The sequence below is a fragment of the Citricoccus sp. NPDC055426 genome (genome assembly GCF_040677445.1).
In the GTDB taxonomy this organism is placed as follows: Bacteria; Actinomycetota; Actinomycetes; order Actinomycetales; family Micrococcaceae; genus Citricoccus.
Genome location: NZ_JBFARZ010000008.1, coordinates 79,874 through 99,859, shown reverse-complemented (window position 1 = coordinate 99,859; position 19,986 = coordinate 79,874). Strand labels below are relative to the sequence as shown.

16 protein-coding genes are annotated in these 19,986 nt (G+C 70.9%); 10 read left to right on the top strand and 6 right to left on the bottom strand.

The genetic code is table 11. The features are described 5' to 3' along the window. Nucleotides 1-25 precede the first annotated feature (25 nt). From AB0K08_RS12245 to AB0K08_RS12225, 5 genes are all read left to right on the top strand, one after another. Nucleotides 26-199, top strand: coding sequence for a hypothetical protein (locus tag AB0K08_RS12245; protein ID WP_363354818.1), 174 nt, complete (start codon nucleotides 26-28; stop codon nucleotides 197-199). Further along, nucleotides 196-1,662, top strand: a complete 1,467-nt coding sequence (locus AB0K08_RS12240) for a protein adenylyltransferase SelO (RefSeq protein ID WP_363354816.1) — start codon at nucleotides 196-198, stop codon at nucleotides 1,660-1,662. The genes AB0K08_RS12245 and AB0K08_RS12240 overlap by 4 nt, the downstream gene beginning before the upstream one ends. A gap of 168 nt (nucleotides 1,663-1,830) precedes the next feature. Further along, nucleotides 1,831-3,165: an O-acetylhomoserine aminocarboxypropyltransferase/cysteine synthase family protein gene (locus AB0K08_RS12235; RefSeq protein ID WP_363354814.1), complete on the top strand. Its 1,335-nt coding sequence runs from the start codon at nucleotides 1,831-1,833 to the stop codon at nucleotides 3,163-3,165. Next, nucleotides 3,162-3,677 (top strand): CoA-binding protein, encoded by a 516-nt coding sequence (locus tag AB0K08_RS12230; RefSeq protein ID WP_363354812.1) that lies wholly within the window; start codon nucleotides 3,162-3,164, stop codon nucleotides 3,675-3,677. Before AB0K08_RS12235 ends, AB0K08_RS12230 begins: the two co-directional genes overlap by 4 nt. Before the next feature lie 707 nt (nucleotides 3,678-4,384). Continuing rightward, nucleotides 4,385-6,379: a hypothetical protein gene (locus tag AB0K08_RS12225; RefSeq protein ID WP_363354810.1), complete on the top strand. Its 1,995-nt coding sequence runs from the start codon at nucleotides 4,385-4,387 to the stop codon at nucleotides 6,377-6,379. A gap of 193 nt (nucleotides 6,380-6,572) precedes the next feature. On the opposite strand, the gene AB0K08_RS12220 is transcribed toward AB0K08_RS12225, so the two are convergent. From AB0K08_RS12220 to AB0K08_RS12210, 3 genes are all read right to left on the bottom strand, one after another. Further along, nucleotides 6,573-7,283 (bottom strand): GntR family transcriptional regulator, encoded by a 711-nt coding sequence (locus tag AB0K08_RS12220; protein ID WP_363354808.1) that lies wholly within the window; start codon nucleotides 7,281-7,283, stop codon nucleotides 6,573-6,575. Between the two features lie 79 nt (nucleotides 7,284-7,362). Next, nucleotides 7,363-8,397 (bottom strand): ABC transporter substrate-binding protein, encoded by a 1,035-nt coding sequence (locus tag AB0K08_RS12215; protein ID WP_363354806.1) that lies wholly within the window; start codon nucleotides 8,395-8,397, stop codon nucleotides 7,363-7,365. Nucleotides 8,398-8,449: 52 nt separating this feature from the next. Beyond that, entirely contained in the window at nucleotides 8,450-9,442 is a 993-nt protein-coding gene (locus AB0K08_RS12210; protein WP_363354804.1) for an amidohydrolase family protein, read from the bottom strand. 147 nt (nucleotides 9,443-9,589) lie between these two features. Here AB0K08_RS12210 and AB0K08_RS12205 point away from each other — a divergent pair, with 147 nt between their 5' ends. Genes AB0K08_RS12205 through AB0K08_RS12190 form a run of 4 tightly spaced genes read left to right on the top strand, consistent with a single transcriptional unit; the run spans nucleotide 9,590 to nucleotide 15,078 of the window. Next, a complete protein-coding gene (locus tag AB0K08_RS12205) occupies nucleotides 9,590-11,326 on the top strand; it encodes a bifunctional 3-(3-hydroxy-phenyl)propionate/3-hydroxycinnamic acid hydroxylase (protein WP_363354802.1) in 1,737 nt (578 codons plus the stop codon). Nucleotides 11,327-11,355: 29 nt separating this feature from the next. Continuing rightward, nucleotides 11,356-12,078 (top strand): VOC family protein, encoded by a 723-nt coding sequence (locus tag AB0K08_RS12200; protein ID WP_363354800.1) that lies wholly within the window; start codon nucleotides 11,356-11,358, stop codon nucleotides 12,076-12,078. Between the two features lie 10 nt (nucleotides 12,079-12,088). Beyond that, nucleotides 12,089-13,009, top strand: coding sequence for a fumarylacetoacetate hydrolase family protein (locus AB0K08_RS12195; protein WP_363354798.1), 921 nt, complete (start codon nucleotides 12,089-12,091; stop codon nucleotides 13,007-13,009). 20 nt (nucleotides 13,010-13,029) lie between these two features. Then, nucleotides 13,030-15,078, top strand: coding sequence for an acetoacetate--CoA ligase (locus tag AB0K08_RS12190; protein ID WP_363354796.1), 2,049 nt, complete (start codon nucleotides 13,030-13,032; stop codon nucleotides 15,076-15,078). Nucleotides 15,079-15,125: 47 nt separating this feature from the next. On the opposite strand, the gene AB0K08_RS12185 is transcribed toward AB0K08_RS12190, so the two are convergent. After that, nucleotides 15,126-15,923: a carbon-nitrogen hydrolase family protein gene (locus AB0K08_RS12185; protein ID WP_363354794.1), complete on the bottom strand. Its 798-nt coding sequence runs from the start codon at nucleotides 15,921-15,923 to the stop codon at nucleotides 15,126-15,128. A 54-nt stretch (nucleotides 15,924-15,977) separates the two neighbouring features. Between AB0K08_RS12185 and AB0K08_RS12180 the strand changes: the two genes are divergently transcribed. Further along, entirely contained in the window at nucleotides 15,978-17,966 is a 1,989-nt protein-coding gene (locus tag AB0K08_RS12180; RefSeq protein ID WP_363354792.1) for an FAD-dependent monooxygenase, read from the top strand. Here the strand turns inward: AB0K08_RS12180 and AB0K08_RS12175 are convergent. Then, a complete protein-coding gene (locus AB0K08_RS12175) occupies nucleotides 17,953-19,248 on the bottom strand; it encodes an adenylosuccinate synthase (protein ID WP_363354790.1) in 1,296 nt (431 codons plus the stop codon). The genes AB0K08_RS12180 and AB0K08_RS12175 overlap by 14 nt on opposite strands. A gap of 156 nt (nucleotides 19,249-19,404) precedes the next feature. Beyond that, nucleotides 19,405-19,839 (bottom strand): SRPBCC family protein, encoded by a 435-nt coding sequence (locus tag AB0K08_RS12170; protein WP_363354788.1) that lies wholly within the window; start codon nucleotides 19,837-19,839, stop codon nucleotides 19,405-19,407. Nucleotides 19,840-19,986 lie beyond the last annotated feature (147 nt).

Genomic DNA, 19,986 nt, shown 5'->3' with positions numbered 1-19,986 from the left:
CACCGTCCTGGCCGCGGCCGGCGAGGTGGACCACGAGACCGCCCAGCACTGGGCCCTCCAGGCCCAGGCCGCCGCCGCGGAGATCTCCCCGGACGACCGGAAGACGCTCGAGACCGCCACGCGGCTCCTGGCGCTGCCCGCCCCGACGACGCCGGCCCCTCGCACCCGCGGTAGCGCACCGATACGGTGGGGACCGTGAGCCGAACCCCGCACCCCACCCTGTCCCTGCAGGCTCGCTTCGCCACGGACCTGCCGGAACTGTCCATCCCCTGGCAGGCCGAAGAGGCGCCCGAGCCGGCGCTGCTCGCGCTCAACGAGCCCCTGGCCGCCACCCTCGGACTGGACCCCGACTGGCTCCGGGGCCGCGACGGCATCGGCCTGATGACCGGCAACCGGCTCCCCGAACAGGCCACACCGGTGGCCCAGGCCTATGCCGGCCACCAGTTCGGCGCCTACTCCCCCCGGCTGGGGGACGGCCGCGCCCTGCTGCTCGGTGAGGTCACCGATACCGGCGAGCACCGGCACGACCTCCACCTCAAGGGCTCCGGGCGCACACCCTTCGCCCGCGGCGGGGACGGACGGGCCGCCGTGGGGCCCATGCTCCGGGAGTACATCGTCAGCGAGGCGATGCACGGGCTCGGCATCCCCACGACCCGCTCACTGGCCGTGGTCGCCACGGGCCGGCCCATCCTGCGTGAGGAGGGGTACCTGCCGGGAGCGGTCCTGGCGCGGGTGGCCTCCAGCCACCTGCGCGTGGGCAGCTTCCAATACGCCCGGAACCTGGATGAGCCGGACGTCCTGGAGCGCCTGGCCGACCATGCCATCCGGCTCCACCACCCGGAGGCCGCGCAGGATGCCCAGCCCTACCTGTCCCTGTTCCGCCGGGTCATGGCCGCGCAGGCCGAGCTGGTGGCCCGGTGGTTGCTCGTGGGCTTCGTCCACGGGGTGATGAACACGGACAACATGACGATCTCGGGCGAGACCATCGACTACGGACCCTGCGCGTTCATGGACGTCTTCGACCGCAACGCCGTCTACAGCTCCATCGACTCCGGCGGGCGCTACGCCTACGGGAACCAACCGGCCATCGCGCAGTGGAACCTCGCTCGGTTCGCCGAGGCCCTGCTGCCGCTGCTGCACGAGGACCAGGACCAGGCGGTGGCCCTGGTCACGGAGGCGCTCGGGGAGTTCCCGCGGCTGTTCGGCACCGCCTTCTCCGCCGGCATGCGGGACAAGCTGGGCCTGCCGGCGGAGACCGGCGACGAGGCCGCGGCTCCGCTGATCGATGACCTGCTCGCCCTGCTGCAGCAGGACCACATCGACTACACCGGGTTCTTCCGGCGGCTGGGCCACGCGGCCCGCGGGGACCTCGCCCCGGTCCGGGCGGTGTTCACGGACCGGCCGGCCTTCGACGCCTGGACGGAACGCTGGCTCTCGTTCGCCCCGGATGCCGGGCTCATGGACCGGACGAACCCCGTGTACATCCCCCGCAACCACCTGGTCGAGGAGGCCCTCGCGGCCGCCACGGAGCAGGACCTGGGTCCCCTGGAGCAACTGCTGGGAGCGCTCAGCGAACCCTTCCGCGAGCGCCCGGGACTCGAGCGCTACGCCGAGGGCGCCCCGGAGGACTTCGGCCGGTACACCACGTTCTGCGGCACCTGAGCCGGCACCCGAGTCCGCACCTGGAGCTCAGGGCGCGCCGGAGTGCCGCCGCCCCGTCGCCGGGGGCAACACGCTTCGCGTAACCGGCCGTCGTCGTGAACAATGAATCCAAACGGACCTGCGGCGCAGCGGTGCGCCGGGGCCCACACCCCTGCTGGAAGGACCCTCGTGGCAGAACACCAGTTCGGCTTCCGTACCCGCGCGCTACATGCCGGTGCCGTCCCCGATGCCGTGCACGGCTCCCGCGCCGTGCCGATCCACCAGACCACCTCCTACGTCTTCGAGTCCGCCCAGGACGCCGCGAACCTGTTCGCGCTGCAGAAGTACGGCAACATCTACTCCCGCATCGGCAACCCCACGGTCGCCGCCTTCGAGGAGCGGATGGCCTCGCTGGAAGGCGGGATCGGCGCGGTGGCCACGGCGTCCGGCATGTCCGCGGAGTTCGTCACCTTCGCCGCCCTGGCCGGGGCTGGGGACCACATCGTGGCCTCGTCCAAGCTCTACGGCGGCACCATCACCCAGCTGGACGTCTCGCTGCGACGCTTCGGCGTGGAGACCACCTTCGTGGACTCGATGGAGGCTGCCGACTTCGAGGCCGCCATCCAGCCGAACACGAAGGCCGTCTACACCGAGATCGTGGCCAACCCCTCCGGGGACATCGTGGACCTGCCCGGCCTGGCCCGCGTGGCCCACGCCGCCGGGGTCCCGCTGATCGTGGACGCCACGCTGACCCCGCCGTACCTGATCCGTCCCTTCGAGCACGGCGCGGACATCATCATCCACTCCGCCACCAAGTTCCTCGGCGGCCACGGCACCACCCTGGGTGGCGTCGTGGTGGAGTCCGGCCGGTTCCCCTGGGACAACGGCCGCTTCCCGTCGATGACGGAGCCGGTGGCCTCCTACGGGGACGTCTCCTGGTGGGGCAACTTCGGCGAGTACGGATTCCTGACCAAGCTGCGCTCCGAACAGCTGCGCGACTTCGGTCCCGCCCTGCCCCCGGCCTCCGCCCAGCAGCTCATGCTCGGCCTCGAGACCCTGGCCCAGCGCATGGACGCCCACCTGGCCAACGCCTACCGCGTGGCCGCGTGGCTCGAGGCGGACGAGCGCGTCTCCTGGGTCAACTTCGCCGGCCTTCCCTCCCACCCGCACCACGCGCGCGGCAAGGAATTGCTGCCGCTGGGTGTCGGGTCTGTGTTCAGCTTCGGCGTGAAGGGAGGGCGCGACGCCGGCGCCTCCTTCATCTCGAACCTGCAGCTGGCGAGCCACCTGGCCAACATCGGCGACGCCAAGACCCTGGTCCTGCATCCCGCCTCCACGACGCACCAGCAGCTGACCGCCGAGCAGCTGGTCTCCGCCGGCATCCCGGACGACCTGATCCGGCTCTCCGTGGGGATCGAGGACGTGGAGGACATCCTCTGGGACCTGGACCAGGCCCTGGAGGCCGCCGTGAACGGCGCCGACGACACCGCCACTGCCACTGCCACCGAGGAGGAGACCAAGTGAGCACCGCACTGCCCGACCGCACCTGGACCGGACCGTCCGCGCCCGAGCGGCTGTCCCTGCTGCGCGAGGCGAAGTCCATCGCCATCGTCGGTGCCTCGGACAAGCCGGCCCGCGCGAGCTACTTCGTGGCCACGTACCTGAACAGCTCCACCACCTTCGACCTGTACTTCATCAACCCGATCCTCGCAGAGAAGGGGACCGAGATCCTCGGGCACCGGGTCTACGCCTCGCTGGCGGACCTGCCCGTGGAACCGGACATCGTGGAGGTCTTCCGCAAGGCCTCCGACGCCCCCGGCGTGGTGGAGGAGGCCCGGGCGGCGGGCGCGAAGACGGTGTGGCTGCAGCTGGGCATCTGGAACGAGGACGCCGCGCACCAGGCCGAGTCCGCCGGGATGAACATGGTCATGGACCGCTGCGTGAAGATCGAGCACGCCCGCTTCCACGGCGGCCTGAACCTGGCCGGCTTCAACACGGGGGTCATCTCCTCGAAGCGCCAGGAGCTGGACCGCTAGTACCCCCGTCTGGCATCCTCGTCCCTCCCAGCGCCCCTCCCCCGGGCGCAAAGTGACCCCACCCCCGCCGTTGTGACGGGGTGGGGTCACTTCATGCCCGCCGGTCTCCTCACCGGACAGAGCGAGACCCCGGGTATCCGGCTGCGGAGGGGAATCGCATATACGCCGGACCCGGGGTCCCTGTCATCACTCGCACCTTCATCACTCGCACCTTGATGAGGTGCTTCCAGCGTAGGAAACGAAGGTGGGGATCAACCCCACACCAGCTGTGAGAACCCTGTGTATATGGCATCAGGGCGGACGGGCCGTCCTGGCCTGCCCCCGAAGCACTCCCGACGAAGCACCCCCGACGGCCCGGACGCGACGAGACGACGCGACGAGACCCCGGGCTGTCGGCCGCCGAAGCGGTCCGGACCCGGGGTCCCTGTCATCACTCGCACCTTCATCACTCGCACCTTGATGAGGCTCTTTCAGAGTAGGGACCACACATGAGGATGACCCCCACGGCGCCTGTGTGTTCGCTGGTCGACGACGCCGCTTCCGCGCCATCCCGGGCCTGGACCCGCGCGAATCATTTTCTCGCGATACTCGATACTCCTATTGCGTCAACACCTACTCGCTGGTAACTATGAGTCTCATTGCATGTGGCACCCGTCACACCCTGCAGCCACAGCCGCACCCGGTGCGGCCTGACGCCAAGGACTCCTATGCACACCCGCTCCCGCCACCACCTGCCCTGGGCGGTGCTGGCCGCACTCCTCGCCCTCTTCCTCATCGCCGGTCTCGCGTTCTACTCGCTCTACAGTTCCCGAGTGGCCCAGGGCGCCGCCCAGCTGGACGACGGCATGCGCACCGCCCAGAGCGGCAGCGCCGAGCTCAACGACGGCGCCGTCCAGGCCAAGGACGGCGCCGAGCAACTGGCCACCGGTACCGGTGACCTGAAGGACGGCTCCTCGCAGCTGGCGCAGGGCGCCTCCGATGCCCATGAGGGATCCACGGAGCTGGCCGTCGGATCCACGGAGCTGCGGGCCGGGACCACCGAGCTGAAGGCCGGCGCGAACCAGGCCTCCGACGGAGCGGGCCAGCTGGTGGACGGCGCCGGCCGGCTGTTCGCAGGCACCCAAGAGGTGGCGGCGGGGGCTGTGCGCGCCGACAACGCCGCCCAGGAGCTGAATGCCGGTGCGGGCCGCCTGTCCACCGGAGCCCAGGATGCAGCCGACGGGGCCCACACCCTGTCCGCGGGCGCCGGGGAGCTCCAGGACGGCACGCAGACCCTGGCCTCCGGCGCCGGCGAACTCGACACCGGCGCGAAGGCGCTCCAGGAAGGGGCCGGACAGGCCGCCGCCGGAGCCGATGAGCTCTCCGCGGGCGCCGGCACCCTCGCGGACGGCGCCCGCCAGCTCGGGGCGGGCGTGGACGAGGCGGCCGCAGGCTCCTCCGAACTCTCCACTGGCCTGGGCACCCTCTCAACCGGGCTCACGCAGGCCTCCGAGGGCTCCGGTGCCCTGAAGTCCGGCACGGCCGAACTGGCCGGGGGCGCCGCCCAGCTCAAGGACGGCTCAGCCCAGCTCTACGCCGGCCTGCAACAGGGCGTCGAGGGCACCGCCGAGCTCAAGGACGGCTCCGCCCAGCTCTCGGCCGGACTGCTCCAGCTGCGGGACGAGGTCCGGAAGAACCCGCTGTCCCCGCCGGACCTGCGCATCGCCGTGGAGCAACTCGCCGCCGGCGGGCAACAGCTCGATGCCGGCGTCGGCGAGCTGCAGGCCGGCACCCTCCAGCTGCGTGATGGCGGCCAGCAGGTCGCGGACGGCTCAGCCGCCCTGTCCGCCGGCGCAGCCCAAGCCGCGGCGGGTGCCTCGGAGTTGGATTCCGGGCTCGCGCAGCTCGAGACCGGGGGCCAGGAGGCCCTGACCGGGTCGCAGGCGCTGCAGAAGGGCCTGGGCCAGATCCAGGCCGGAGTCAAGGGCACCACGAAGTCCCCCGGCCTCGTCGGCGGCGCCGAACAACTCGAGGCCGGCGCGGGTGAGCTCGCCCAGGGCAACGCCGCCCTGGCCGAGGGCTCCACCCAGCTGGTGGACGGCACCGGCCGACTGCACGCCGGGGCCACGGAGCTGAGCACCGGCGCCGGGAAGCTGTCCTCCGGCGCCACCGAGCTGGCCGAGGGCAACGGGGCCCTGGCCACCGGTGCGGGCACGCTGCATGAGGGCACCTCCGAGCTGGCGGCCAAGACCCCGGGCCTGGTCGACGGCTCGGACCAGCTCACCGCCGGGGCCCAGCGACTGGGGTCGGGTGCCGCCCAGCTCCAGGAGGGAAACACCGCCCTGGCCGAAGGCTCCACCGCCCTGGAGACGGGGGCCAGGAAGCTCGCCGGCGGTGCCGGACGCCTCGAGGGCGGACTGGAGGAGCTGAAGACCGGCGCCGGTGACCTGGATGAGGGAGCCGCCCAGCTGCAGGAGGGGGCCACCGCCCTGGCCGAGGGCAACGGGGCCCTCGCCGAGGGGACCGGCAAGCTGGCCTCCGGGTCCCTGCAGCTCGCCTCTGGCACCGATGAGCTGCGCTCCTCCTCCCAGGCCGCTGCCGCGGACCAGATGGTGAAGAAGCCGGCCGGGCTGCTGCTGCTCATCCCGCTACTGCTGCTGGCCATCCCGGTGGCCATGATGTTCCTGATGCGGCGCCGCGAACGGTCTGTGGACGCCTACTAGGACGGGCGCCGGGCCACGGCCCGGGACAGAGTAGGGCCCCGGGTGATCCGGCTGCGTGAGGGGAACGCATATCTGCCGGGCCCGGGGCCCTCTGTCATCACTCGCACCTTGATGAGGTGCTTCCATGCTAGGAAGCCGACGTGAAAACGGGCAGGGCGAATGCTGTGAGTTACCTGAGAGCTACGCCGCCCCCCTACACCGAGTCCTCCGTCAGCACCTCGCTGAGCAGCAGGTCGGTGGTCCTCTGCAGATGCTGCGCAAGGGCGGCCGTGGCACCGTCGGAGTCACGACCCGTGGAGAGTTCCATGATCGTGCGGTGTTCACCCCGGATGTCCCGCCCCGACTCCTGGCCGCGCGGGCCGGACAGCTGCCGATAGATCTCGGCAGAGTCCCGCATCGTCCGCACCATGGAGATGAGGCGGGGGCTCCCACAGCCGGTCCCCAACGCGTCGTGGAACCGCGCATGCGCCTCCGCCCATTCGGCGGAACTGGCCTCGCCGTTCGCGCCCTGGACCGGGATGCTGTCTAGGACGTGATGGGTGGAAACCACCTCCGCCTCCCACGAGATGTCGCCCGTGTCGATCGATCGCCGCAACACCTCTGTCTCCAGCAGGATGCGCACCCCGTTGAGGTCAAGGAGATCGGCCCGGGAGATGCTCACCACCCGGAATCCCTGGTTGGGGTTGGACTCTGCCAAACCACTCTCGGCCAGGCGGACCAGGGACTCTCGGACCACCGAGAGGCTGACGTCATGCTCCTTGGCCAGGGCAGCCGTCCGCAACGGCGTCCCCGGCGCATAACGCCCGGAGATGATCTCCCCGCGCAGGCTGGAGTACACCAGCTCTACGCGCGAGCCGCCACGCCCACTCCCCTCGATCACCTGAGACGACATAGCGGTCTTCATCTCCCTCCAGACGTCAGTGCCGGATCCATAGGATCGGCAGAAATCGCACGGTTTGAATGCATTGTAGTAAGGCCTGTGGTCAGTCCGTCTCGGGGACCGTGACGGCCTCGAGATCCACGGGCGCCGAGATCATCCCGTACTCCACCATCAGATCGTTGAGCACGGAGAGCTGTTCCTCGCGGATCTCCGTGTTGAAGTCCTCGATGCTCATGGCCTGGGCCGCCGGCTCCGGCATGCCCAGGAAGTCCACGAGTTCGGCGCGGACGGCGGAGTCGTCCGCGGTGACGGTGGCTGACAGATCGGTCAGCGCATCCCGCATTGCAGCGACGGTCTCCGGGTTCTCCTCCACATAGTCCCCCGCGGCACAGATCATCTGCACCGGCGAGCCGGGGGCCACCTCGTAGAAGGGGTGTCCCATGACCTCGAACTCCGGATTCTGGGCGGCCATGCCGAGGAACGGCTCGGGCAGCCACACCGCCTCAGTGTTGCCGACCTCCAGCTGGGCCAACATGTCCGGGAAGTCGATCTCGTTGAACTTGATGGCCGCGGGGTCCCCGCCCTCCTGCTCGGTTGCGGCCTTGATCATCAGGTCGCCGTGGGTCTGGAGGGCGTTGACGGACACGGTCCGGCCGGGCAGGTCGGCGAAGGACTCGATCCCGCTGTCCTTCTTCACCACGACCCCGTTGAAGTCCGGCTCCCGGGCCTGCGCGTAGTTGAACCCCGAGACGAGTCGGATGTCCAGCCCCTTGTCATTGGCGATCAGCAGGGACGTCGGGTTGCAGATGGAGAACTGGGTGGCACCCGTTGTCAGGGCAGGCAGCTGGGCCGGGCCGTCGAGGCCGGAGTTGAAGGTGACGTCCAGCCCGTGCTCGGCGAAGGTGCCGTCCTCAATCCCGACGTTGATGGCGGCGTTCGGACCGACGAGCAGCCCGCCGATGGCCACCGCCTGCTCCTCACCCGCCGTGGCAGGCGAGGACGACGAAGCGCCGGCGGCACCGGACTCCGGCGATGCGGGGGCCGAGGCGCCGGTCGTCGAGCCCGTGCCGCATCCGGTGAGCACGAGGGCGGCCGACGCCAGGACAGCGGCAGCGAGGGTGAGATGACGGTGGTTCATAGGGTCCTCCAGGGGGTTCGGATCAGGGACGGGTGTCGGAAGGAGACGGGGGTCAGGGGTGCAGACCGGGGAAGAGGGCCAGGGCGGCACCGGCCTGCACGGAGGAGCGCCACCCATCCTCCAGCGGGGCATCCCGCAGGTGGGAGCGGAATCGGTCGACGGCGTGCACCGGGGCGTAGGGGTGGTCTGTCCCGAAGAGCACGTGGCCCTCGGGCAGGAAGGCCGACAACGCCGCCAGAGCCGGGCCGGTGCTGGACAGGGAGGTCTCCACGTAGAAGCGACGGAAGTCCGCGAGCCACTCCTCGCCGGAGCGGCCGGGGTCGACCATGGGCAGGCCGTAGGCAACCCGGTGGGCCACCGAGGCCAACCCGCCGGAGCCGTGGGACAGGATGATCCGCACCCGCTGATGGCGGTGGACCACCCCGTTGGCCACAAGCTGCACGGCGCAGCGCATGGTCTCGAGGACGAAGTCCAGCAGGACGGCCGGGACCCCGGGGAGGGCGGGGAACGTCGGTTCGTCCGGATGCAGGAACACCACGGCTTCCCTGCGGTCCAGTTCCGCCCACAGCGGTTCGAAGCAGGGGTCGCCCAGGTAGGTCCCGGCCACGGAGGTCGGCAGCACGACGCCACCGGCCCCCAGCTCGCCCAGGGCGCGGTCGAGTTCGGCCAAGACCGCTTCCAGGGGGTCACCCGGGCCGGGAAGCGGCAGGCTGGCGAAGAAGCCCAGCTCACGCGGGCTCCCGGCCACCAGCTCCGCGCAGTAGTCGTTGGACCGTCGCACCAGGTCCACCTGGTCCGGGCGGCCGGTGATCACCGAGGAGATGTTGTTGGACAGCATCGCGGCCCCGATGCCCCGCTCCCGGCGGAAGGCGCGGGCGGACTCCGGGTCCCAGGCCGGCAGGGCCCACCCGACGTTGCCGGTGCCCTCCTCGGCCAGGGCCCGCCACGACGGGGGGATGACGTGCTGATGGACGTCCACCCACGCCGCTCCGGCAGCCCCACCGGGGGCCACGGCCCCGGGCTTGTCCGGCTTCCGATGACTCATGATGTGTTCTCCCTCACAACGATTTCACTCGATACTGACACTTTTCGTTCGTCAACACAAGCGATTATCGATAACGCACTTGATTGACCGGCAACTTTCTGAGACGCTGGTCACAACACACCGGCACCACCGACCGCAGGAGGAACCGTGCCCCTCTCATCCACCTCGTCATCCGAGCCAACCCCCGCATCCGGCTCCGGCCCGCGCTATGACGTGGCCGTCGTCGGGCTCGGTCCGGTTGGCCAGTCCCTGGCGCTGCTGCTGGCCCAGCGCGGCCACCGGGTTGTGGTGGTGGAGAAGCAGAAGCACCCCTATTCCCTGCCGCGGGCCGTCCACTACGACCCGGACATCTCCCGCCTGCTGGACACGGTCGGACTGGCGGAGCAGATGGCGGCCTTCGCCGTCGCCACCGACTCCTACGAGTGGCAGAACGCCGAACGCCGCACGATGCTCCGCTTCGACTACTCCGCCCAGGGGGACCAGGGCTGGCCAGAGTCCTCGATGTTCAACCAGCCCGCCCTGGAGCAGGCACTGCGGCAGCGCTCCGAGACCATGGACAACATCACGGTCCTCCGCGGTTGCACCGTCGTCGGGGTAAGTCAGGATCCTGCCGGCACGGACGTCGGCTCGGCCACCCTGACCATCACAAGCCGAACCCTCAAGCACAAGAACATCACCGCCCGGTACGTCATCGGCGCAGACGGTTCCCACAGCACCGTCCGCGAGTACATGAACACCTCCGTGGAGGACCTCGGCTTCTTCTACGAGTGGCTGATCGTGGACCTGGTCCCCACCGAGGAGCGGGTCTGGGAGCCGTCCAACCTGCAGGTCTGCGACCCTGCGCGACCCACCAGTTCCGTGGACGGCGGCCCGGGACGGCGCCGTTTCGAGTTCATGCGCATGCCCGGGGACGACCTCGACGCCTTCAACACGGACGAGACCGCGTGGGCCCTGCTGGAGCCCTGGGGCGTCACGCCGGAGACCGCGGAGCTGGAGCGCCGCGCCCTGTACACCTTCCAGGCCAGATGGGTCACGCAGTGGCGCGACGGTCGGATCCTGTTGGCCGGCGACGCCGCCCACCAGATGCCCCCGTTCTACGGCCAGGGCATGGTCTCCGGCATGCGCGACTCCGCGAGCCTCGCGTGGAAGCTCGACCTCGTGCTGCGGGGGACGGCCGGCGACGAACTGCTGGACACCTACGCCTCCGAGCGGTCCGTCCACGTGCGCCACGCGATCGGTATGTCCGTGGAGCTCGGCAAGGTGATCTGTGAGGTGGATCCGCAGATGGTCGCTGCCCGCGACGCCCACTTCATGGCCCAGGGTCCCGCACCAGAAGACGTTCTGCCGCCCATCCCCCCCGAGCGGCTGGGCGCCGGTGCCTTCACAGATCCCGACCCCGCGGCATCCGCCGTGGCCGGCCTGATCTCCGTCCAGGGGCGCCTCGGAGTTAACACCGGCTCCGGCCAGCAGTCCATCCTCGCCGACCGGCTGGCTCCGCAAACCACCCTGTTGGTCTTGGACGGCACCGCCGTGGATGCGGCCACCGCCGACGCCACTGCGGCCGCAGTTCCGGCCGGCGTGGACGCCACCGTCCTCCGAGTCCTGCCCGCCGGATCTGTGCTGCCGGCGGCTGCCGTCACGGTCCCGGTCCCCGACGCCGGCCCACCCCCGGGCACCGGCGCGGCCAGCGCCACGGTGGTCACCGCTACAGACGACGACAAGCGCTACCTGCCGATGCTCGCGGACGCCGGCCTGGCCGGCGTCGCGATCCGACCGGACTACTTCTACGCCGGGGGCGCCGCCTCCGCCGGGGACGCCCCGACGATGGCCACGAGCCTGGCGACCGCTTACCACCTGGTCGACGCCCACCTCCTGACCGCTTGACCGCCTGATCACCTCCGAAAGGCCATGCCATGACCGAACGCTCCGTCTACGCCTCCCAACCCAAGCAGCGTCCCATCACCGTCCCCAAGCTGCACCACGCAACCTTCATGACCCTGGACGTGGACGCCATGGTGCGCTGGTACGAACTGGTCTGCGGTCTCCAGCCGGTCTACTACGCCGAGCACGCTGCCTGGCTGACCAACGACGAGGCCAACCACCGGATCGCGCTGTTGCGGCTCCCCGGCCTGCAGGCACCCGTGGACAAGCCCCACACCGCCGGCCTGCACCACACCGCGTTCGAGTACGCCACCTTCGACCAGTGGCTCGACAACTACGCCCGCCTGCGAGACCACGGCATCCTGCCGGCGATCGCCCTGCACCACGGCATGACCATGTCCCTGTACTACATGGACCCGGACGGCAACGGCGTCGAAATCCAGGTCGATGCCTGGGAGGACTGGACGGTGTCCAAGGAGTGGATGTGGGCGTCCCAGGAGTTCGCGGAGGACCAGCTCGGTCCACAGTTCGACCCGGAGAAGCTGCTGGCCGCACGCGCGGCTGGCGATGACTTCCAGACCATCCAGCGGGACACCTACGCCGGCAAATACCCCACGGACACCCCCCGGACCGACCCGGCCCTGCCGGACGTCTGGCCGGGCCGACTAGCCGCCGAGCCGGGACTCCGCGACGGGGTCCCCGGTGTCCCCGACGTCGAGGGCGGCGTCATCACCTTCGAGAACTACGAGAACTGACGAGGACCCCATGCGCATCGCCAACCTGGCCGGACGTGTCGCCCTGACCGACGGAACCCGCTACGTCGACATCCACGAGGCCTCGAACGGCCGTTTCGGCCCCGATCCCATGTCCGTCTACGAGGACTGGGAGGAGTTCGCCGCGTGGGGACCCACCGTGGACGTCTCCGCGGGCCTCGAAGCCCACAGCGCCGAGCTCGGCACTCCCGTCCCCCGCCCCAGACAGGTCTTCGCGATAGGCCTGAACTACAAGGACCACGCGGACGAGGCGTCCCTGCCCTACCCGGAGCACCTGTTCGTCTTCACCAAGTTCGCCTCCTGCCTGGCGGGTCCGAATGTGGCTGTCGAGCTGCCGGCCGGAGGCGAGGTGGACTATGAGACCGAGCTGGTCGTGACCATCGGCCGCGAGGTGCGCCTGGCGGACGAGACCGAGGCGCTGGCCGCCGTGGCCGGATACTCCGTGGGTCAGGACTACTCCGAGCGGACCATCCAGCTGCGCCCACCGGTGCCCCAGTTCAGTCTGGGCAAGTCCTTCCCGAACTTCGGTCCCTTCGGCCCGGCCGTGGTGACCCCGGATGAGCTCGAAGACCCGGCGAACCTGCGGGTCACCGCGGTGCTCGAGGGGCCCGGCACGGAGGGCAAGGGCAAGGACGGGTGGCGCGTCCAGGACGGCTCCACCCGGGACATGATCTTCCCCGTGGCCACCATCGTCTCTGAACTGTCGAGGATCACCACCCTCTACCCCGGGGACATCATCTTCACGGGAACCCCCGCTGGAGTGGGCAAGGCGCACGGCATCAGCCTGCAGCCGGGCAACGTCCTGACCAGCACCATCGAGGGGATCGGAATGATCCGCAACGAGTTCCATCCGGCCCCCGGCGAAGAGGCCCCCGCACGTAACAGGCGCACACCCACCGACGCCACCGCGTGATCTACGGCACCATCAGAGGCATGCAGAACACTTCCGCCGACCCCGCTGCCCAGAGCCCCGCCGTCACCTGGACCCCGGACCCCGGACAGGTCACGAACCTGAGCCGGTTCATCGACTGGGTCGCCGAGCACCGCGGAACCGACCTCCGCACCGAGGACGGCCGCCACGACTACCGCGCCGTGTGGCAGTGGTCCGTAGACCACCTCGCCGAGTTCTGGGACGCCGTCCGCGAGTTCCACGGGGTCATCGGCACGGGATTCACCACCGACGCCCTGGTCGAGCCGCAGATGCCCGGGGCCGTCTGGTACCCGGAGGCGCGCCTGAACTTCGCGGAGAACGTGCTGCGCTGGGCGGCGGACCCGCAGCGGGCGGGGACGGCCGCCGTCGTGCACATCTCCGAGGAGAACGAGACCGTCCAGATCACCTGGGCCCAGCTGCGGGACCGCACCCTCGCGCTGGCGGCGCGGCTGCGCGCGCTCGGCGTGCGGCCCGGGGACCGGGTGGCCGCCGTGCTGCCGAACGTCCCCGAGGCGCTGGTCGGCCTGCTGGCCGCGGCGTCCATGGGCGCGGTGTGGACCATCAGCTCCCCCGACCTCTCGGTCACCGCCACCCTGTCCCGGCTGCGCCAGTTGGAGCCCGTGGTGCTGATCGGCACGCGGGGGTACCGGTTCAACGGCAAGGACCTGGACTACTCGGCGCAGCTGGATCAGATCGCCGCCGGGCTGCCCACCGTGACCACGGTGCTGACGGAGCAGGACACGCAGGCCACGGCGCACGACGCCGGCCCGGCCGGCTCCCAGCCTGACGTCACCGGTGAGGACGGGGCCGGGGAGACCGCGGCGGGCTTCGCCCGCGTGCCCTTCGCCCACCCGCTGTGGATCCTGTTCTCCTCCGGCACCACGGGCGATCCCAAGGGGATCATCCACTCGCACGGCGGGATGCTGCTCGAGGCGCTCAAGGGCTCCGGGCTGAACCAGGACATGGGCCCGGAGGACCGCTACTACGTGGCCGCCAACACCTCCTGGATGGTCTGGAACACGCTCGTGAACAACCTCGCGACGGGCGCCTCCGTGGTCACCTACTCCGGTTCACCGAAGGCGGGGGACGCGGACCGCCAGTTCGAGATCATCGAGCGCACGGGGGCCACCATGTTCGCCACCGGCGCCGCGTACCTCTCCCTCGTGGAGAAATCCGGGCTGGTGCCGGGACAGCGGTGGGACCTGTCCCGGCTGCGCTCGATCCTCTCCACCGGCTCTCCCCTGCCGGACTCCACCTGGCAGTGGGTGCATGAGGCGGTCCGGGACCAGGTGCACCTCGGCTCGGACACGGGCGGCACGGACATCTGCTCGGGGTTCATCGGGTCCAACCCCCTGGAGCCGGTCCACCTCGGCGAGCTGCAGGGCCCGCTGCTCGGGGTGGACGTGCAGGTCTGGAACGAGGACGGCGAGCGGGTGCGCGGTGAGGTCGGTGAGATGGTGATCCGTCAGCCCATGCCCTCGATGCCCGTGGGCCTGTGGAACGATCCCGACGGCACCCGCTACCGGGACACCTACTTCTCTGTCTTCCCCGGCTCCTGGGTTCAGGGTGACTGGATCACCGAGACCGAGCGCGGCGGGTTCGTGGTCCACGGCCGTTCGGATGCCACCCTCAACCGCCAGGGCGTGCGGCTGGGCTCGGCGGACATCTACTCCGCGCTGCAGCACGTGCCGGAGGTGGTGCAGTCCATGGTGCTCGGGATCGAGGAGCCCGGCGGCTACTACATGCCCCTCTACGTCCAGCTGGCCGAGGGGACCGAACTGACCGCCGAGCTCGAGGAGCGGATCCGCCGCACCATCCGCGAGCGCGCCTCCGCCCGGCACGTCCCGGATGCGGTCCTGACCGCCCCGGGCGTCCCCGTGACCCACGCGGGCAAGCGGATCGAGGTGCCCCTGAAGCGGGTGTTCACCGGCAGGCCCGCCGAGCAGGCCATCAACCGCGGCTCGCTGGCCAATCCGGAGGCCGTGGAGTTCTTCCTCACCGAGGCGGCGGCCTACCGGAGCAGCATCACCCAGCCCCCGGGCGCAAAGTGACCTGACCCCCACCGTTGTGACGTGTTTTCGTCACTTCGTGCCCAGGGCTACGACTGGAGCGCGCCCACGTCCGTGCGGCGGTTCTCGAGCACGGGCAGGAAGGACCGCACCTCGTCGATCCGCTCGCGGGTGACCTCGGCGGTCTCCACGGCCTCGCCCTCCTCGCCGAGGAAGGCCACCGGCACGGCCAGGGGGTCGATGATCGCCGAGTGGCCGATCGTGTTGTCACTGCGCGTGCCGGCGGCCGCCACCCAGACGGTGTTCTCCACGGCGCGGGCCTTGAGCAGCAGCTGCCAGTGGTCGATCTTGTGGTCGCCCTTGAACCAGGCGGCCGGCACCAGCAGGACCTCGGCACCGGCCACCGCGAGTGAACGCGCCACCTCCGGGAAGCGCAGGTCGTAGCAGGTCATGATGCCGAACGTCAGTCCGTCCAGCTCGACCGTGAGGATCCCGCGGTCCCCGGCGGTGATGCGGTCCGACTCCTTGTACTTGAACGCGTCGTACAGGTGCAGCTTGCGGTAGGTGCCCAGGATGCGCCCCTCGGCGTCCACGGCCACCACCGTGTTGTAGGGGCGCTCGGTGCCGGAGGGCTCGTAGCCGCCCGCCACGATGGCGATCTGCAGGTCCGCCGCGATCCGGGTGACCTCGGAGACGAAGGTGGACCAGCCGGCGTCGACGGCCTCGGCCAGCGGGCCGTGCACGTGCCGGACCGTGAACATGGACTCCTCCGGGAACAGCACCAGACCGGCCCCGTCGTCCCGGGCGGATTCGGCCAGTCGCCGCAGGGTGGCCACGTTCTCCGAGACCACCCCCGTGGGGCGGAATTGTCCGACACTGATCCTCATGTTCCCGTCCTCCCCGCATGGTGTGATGCCGTGGGCCCAGCCTAACCTGAGGCCATGTCCCCCCTGCCAGAGACGGAGCCCGGACGCCGGCTCTCCACCGACGTCCTGGTGGTCGGCGCCGGACCCACGGGGCTGATGGCCGGGGCGTGGTGCGCCAAGCTGGGCGTGAAGGCGCTCGTGGTGGACGGCAAGGCCGGCCCCACCCGGGAATCCCGTGCGCTGGGCCTGCAGGCCCGTTCCCTCGAGGTCTACCGGCAGCTGGGCCTGGCGCAGGCGGTCCTGGACGCCGCCACCCCCGCCGCCACGATCAGTCCGGGATACCGCCACCGCACGCTGGGCACCCTGCCCCTGGGCCGGGTGGGTCACGGGCTGACGCCGTTCCCGGGCATCACGGTCTTCGAGCAGAGCGCCAACGAGGAGCTGCTGGCGGGTTACCTCGCGCGGCAGCGCCGGCCCGTGGCCTGGAGTGCCTCGTTCCGGGCCTTCGCCGGGACCCCTCCGGCCGGCGACCGGCCCGTCGCCGTGGACCTCGACTCCCCGGACGGCCCGGTGCGGGTCACCGCCCGGTACGTGGTGGCGGCCGACGGCGCCTCCTCACCGGTGCGCACCGCCCTCGGCATCGGATTCGAGGGGGCCACCAACCGCTTCGAGTTCTACGTGCTGGACGCCCACGGGGTCACCGGGACGGAGGCCGGCATCACCCTGCGCGCCTCCCGGGAGCACTTCATGCTGGCCTTCCCGATGGGCGCGGACGGCAGCGGCGGCAGGCGCGCCCGACTGCTGGGCATCCTGCGGGCCGAGGACCGGGCCGGGGTCCCTGACCACGCGCACCACGAGGCCCGCGCCCGGGCCTCCCTCGCCGAGGAGTTCGGCGTCCGCTACGCGGGCACGGAGTGGTACAGCACCTATCGCGTGCACCACCGCGTGGCCGCGGCCTTCCGCTCCGGCGGTTCCGATGCCACCGCCGGTCGCGTGTTCCTCGTCGGGGACGCCGCACACATCCACTCCCCCGTGGGCGCCCAGGGCATGAACACGGGGCTGCAGGACGCCCAGAACATCGTGGTGAAGATCGCGGACGTCCTCGTCGGCCGGGCCCCGGAGCAGAGCCTGGACCGCTACGAGGCCGAGCGCCGGCCGGTCGCCCTGAACCTGGTGCGGACCACGGACGTGGTGTTCGGCGCCATCACCTCCGCCTCCGCGGGGGCGCGCCTGTTCAGGACCCTCGTGTTCCCGGCGGTGGCCCCGCTGGTGGTCCGGCTGGTCCCCCGGTCCCCCGCCGGTGGGAGGCTGTTCGGCTATCTCTCCCAGATCCGCATCCACTACTGGATGCCGGGGACCGAGGCGGAGCAGTCGAGCCGCCGCTGGGGGCGCCGCGGCCGGGTGCTGGGCCGCCGCCTGCCCTGGGTCCCGGATGCCGGCTTTCCCGACGCCGGCCGCGCCGGACCGCGCGCCGGCGCGGTCCCCGACGGGGCCGGGCCGGAGGACGGATCGGAGGGCCGGTCTGAGGGCGTGCCGGAGGGCGGATCGGAGGGCCGGTCTGAGGGCGTGCCGGAGGGCGGGTCAGGCGAGGCACGCGGTGATAACCACGAGTCCCTCACCGAGGCCGTCTGGCAGGTGCACGCCTACGGGCCGGCCGCCGCTGGGGCAGCCCGTGAGCTGGCCGCCGCTGGGGCAGCCCGTGAGCTGGCCGCCGCTGGGGCAGCCCGTGAGCTGGCCGCCGCTGGGGCAGCCCGTGAGCTGGCCGAACGCCACCGAGAGAAGGCCGCGGGGGGCGTGGGGCCGTCGTCGGGCACGGGATCCGGGCTACCGGTCTTCACGTACCGTGCGGCCCCGGAGGCCGGCCTGCCGGACGGCACGGCCGTGCTGCTCCGCCCGGACGGCTTCGTGGCGGCGCTGGAGTCCGCCGACCCGCCCGCCACGGCGCGGCGCCGGAGACGTCCTCCGATTCCACGCATCCACGGCTGGATCAGCGCGTGGAATGCGCGAAATCAGAGGACAGTCCGCAGCTCACCCGCCACCGGGGTCGGGGTCAGTCCTCGATGAGGTCGCGGACCTGGACCACCTGGTCGCGGCCGGGGCCCACGCCGATCGCGGAGACCCGAGTGCCGGACATCTTCTCCAGCGCCAGGACGTAGTCCCGGGCGTTGGCCGGCAGGTCGTCCATGGTGCGCGCGCCCGAGATGTCCTCGGTCCAGCCCTCGAAGTACTCGAAGATCGGCTGGGCGTGGTGGAACGCGGTCTGGGTCATCGGCATCTCGTCATGCCGCACGCCGTCCACGTCATAGGCCACGCAGACGGGGATCTGCTCGATCCCCGTGAGCACGTCCAGCTTGGTGATGAAGTAGTCGGTGAAGCCGTTGATGCGGGTGGCGTAGCGGGCCATCACGGCGTCATACCAGCCGGTGCGGCGCGGGCGGCCGGTGTTCACGCCGAACTCGCCGCCCACGGTGCGCAGCCGGGTTCCCATGCCGTCCTCGTCGAACAGCTCGGTGGGGAACGGGCCGGCGCCCACGCGGGTGGTGTAGGCCTTGATGATCCCGATGGTGCGGGTGAAGCGGGTGGGGCCGATCCCCGCCCCCACGGAGGCGCCGCCGGCCGTCGGGTTGGAGGAGGTCACGAACGGGTAGGTGCCGTGGTCCACGTCCAGGTAGGTGGCCTGGCCGCCCTCCATGAGCACCACCTTGCCCTCGTCCAGGGCGTCGTTGAGCAGGATGGTGGAGTCCACCACCATGGGGCGCAGGCGCTCGGCGAAGGACAGGAAGTACTCGGCGGTCTCGTCCACCGTGATGGCGCGGCGGTTGTAGAGCTTGACCAGCAGCTCGTTCTTCTGGCGCAGGGCGCCCTCGATCTTCTGGCGCAGGATCGACTCGTCGAAGAGGTCCTGCACGCGGATGCCGAGACGGCCGGCCTTGTCCATGTAGGTGGGGCCGATGCCGCGGCCCGTGGTGCCGATGGCACGCTTGCCCAGGAAGCGCTCGGAGACCTTGTCCATGGTCTGGTGGTACGGGGCCACCAGGTGGGCGTTCGCGGAGATCTTCAGGTGGTCGCAGCGCTGGCCGCGGGCCTGAAGGCCGTCGATCTCCTCGAAGAGCGCCTCGAGGTTCACGACCACGCCGTTGCCGATCACGGGGACCGCGTTGGGGGACAGGATGCCGGCCGGCAGCAGCTTCAGCTCGAACTTCTCGCCGCCGACCACCACGGTGTGTCCGGCGTTGTTGCCGCCGTTGGGCTTGACCACGTAGTCGACGCGGCCGCCCAACAGATCGGTGGCCTTGCCCTTGCCCTCGTCGCCCCACTGGGCGCCGACGATCGCGATTGCTGGCATCAGTGCATCTCTCCCCGTACGCCGGCGCCGCGCCTCTTGGGGGTGGCGCAGACCGGCCCTCGACATGGAAAACGCCCCCGGTGACCGTTGACGACGGTTCACTGCCGTGCGGTGCATCACACGAGGGCCTTACAACCGGAGTTTACCAGTCGGCGCTCAGGGGGCCTTCTCGGCGTAGTCGCGCAGGGACTCCAACTGGCCCGCCTCGGCATCGGCGAGCGCCGCGGCCAGCCCCAGCCCCTCCTCGGCGAGCGACTCGTCCGCACGCACGGCCACGCGCAGGCCGACGCGGGTCCACGCGGCGTCCGGCACCAGCAGGTACCCGTACTCCACGGCCAGGTCGTCGTCGGCGGCGCCGGAGACCATAGTCAGCCCGCGGCCGGGGTCCAGGGTGGACAGCGTGTAGCGGCGCGCGTGGCCGCCGGAGGAGTAGGCCAGTTCCTGCCCGGGGCCGGCGGGCCCGTTGACGTGCATCTCCTCGATCCCGGGGAGCCAGGCGGGCGCGGCGGACCAGTCCGTCAGCAGCTCCCAGACCCGGGCGGGGGGCAGGTGGATCACGATCTCGTCTTCGAGTGCCACAAGAGTCTGCATGGTTGGCATCCTTGCCGCTCGCCGCGCCGGTGTTAAGAGGTGAAACGCCGCCAGGTTGCGCCGGACCCCGTGACTTCCGGCCTACTGTGGTGTCTGTCACATTCGCCCCGGGCGGCGCCTGGCGGTCATCGCACCTGACCGTCAACC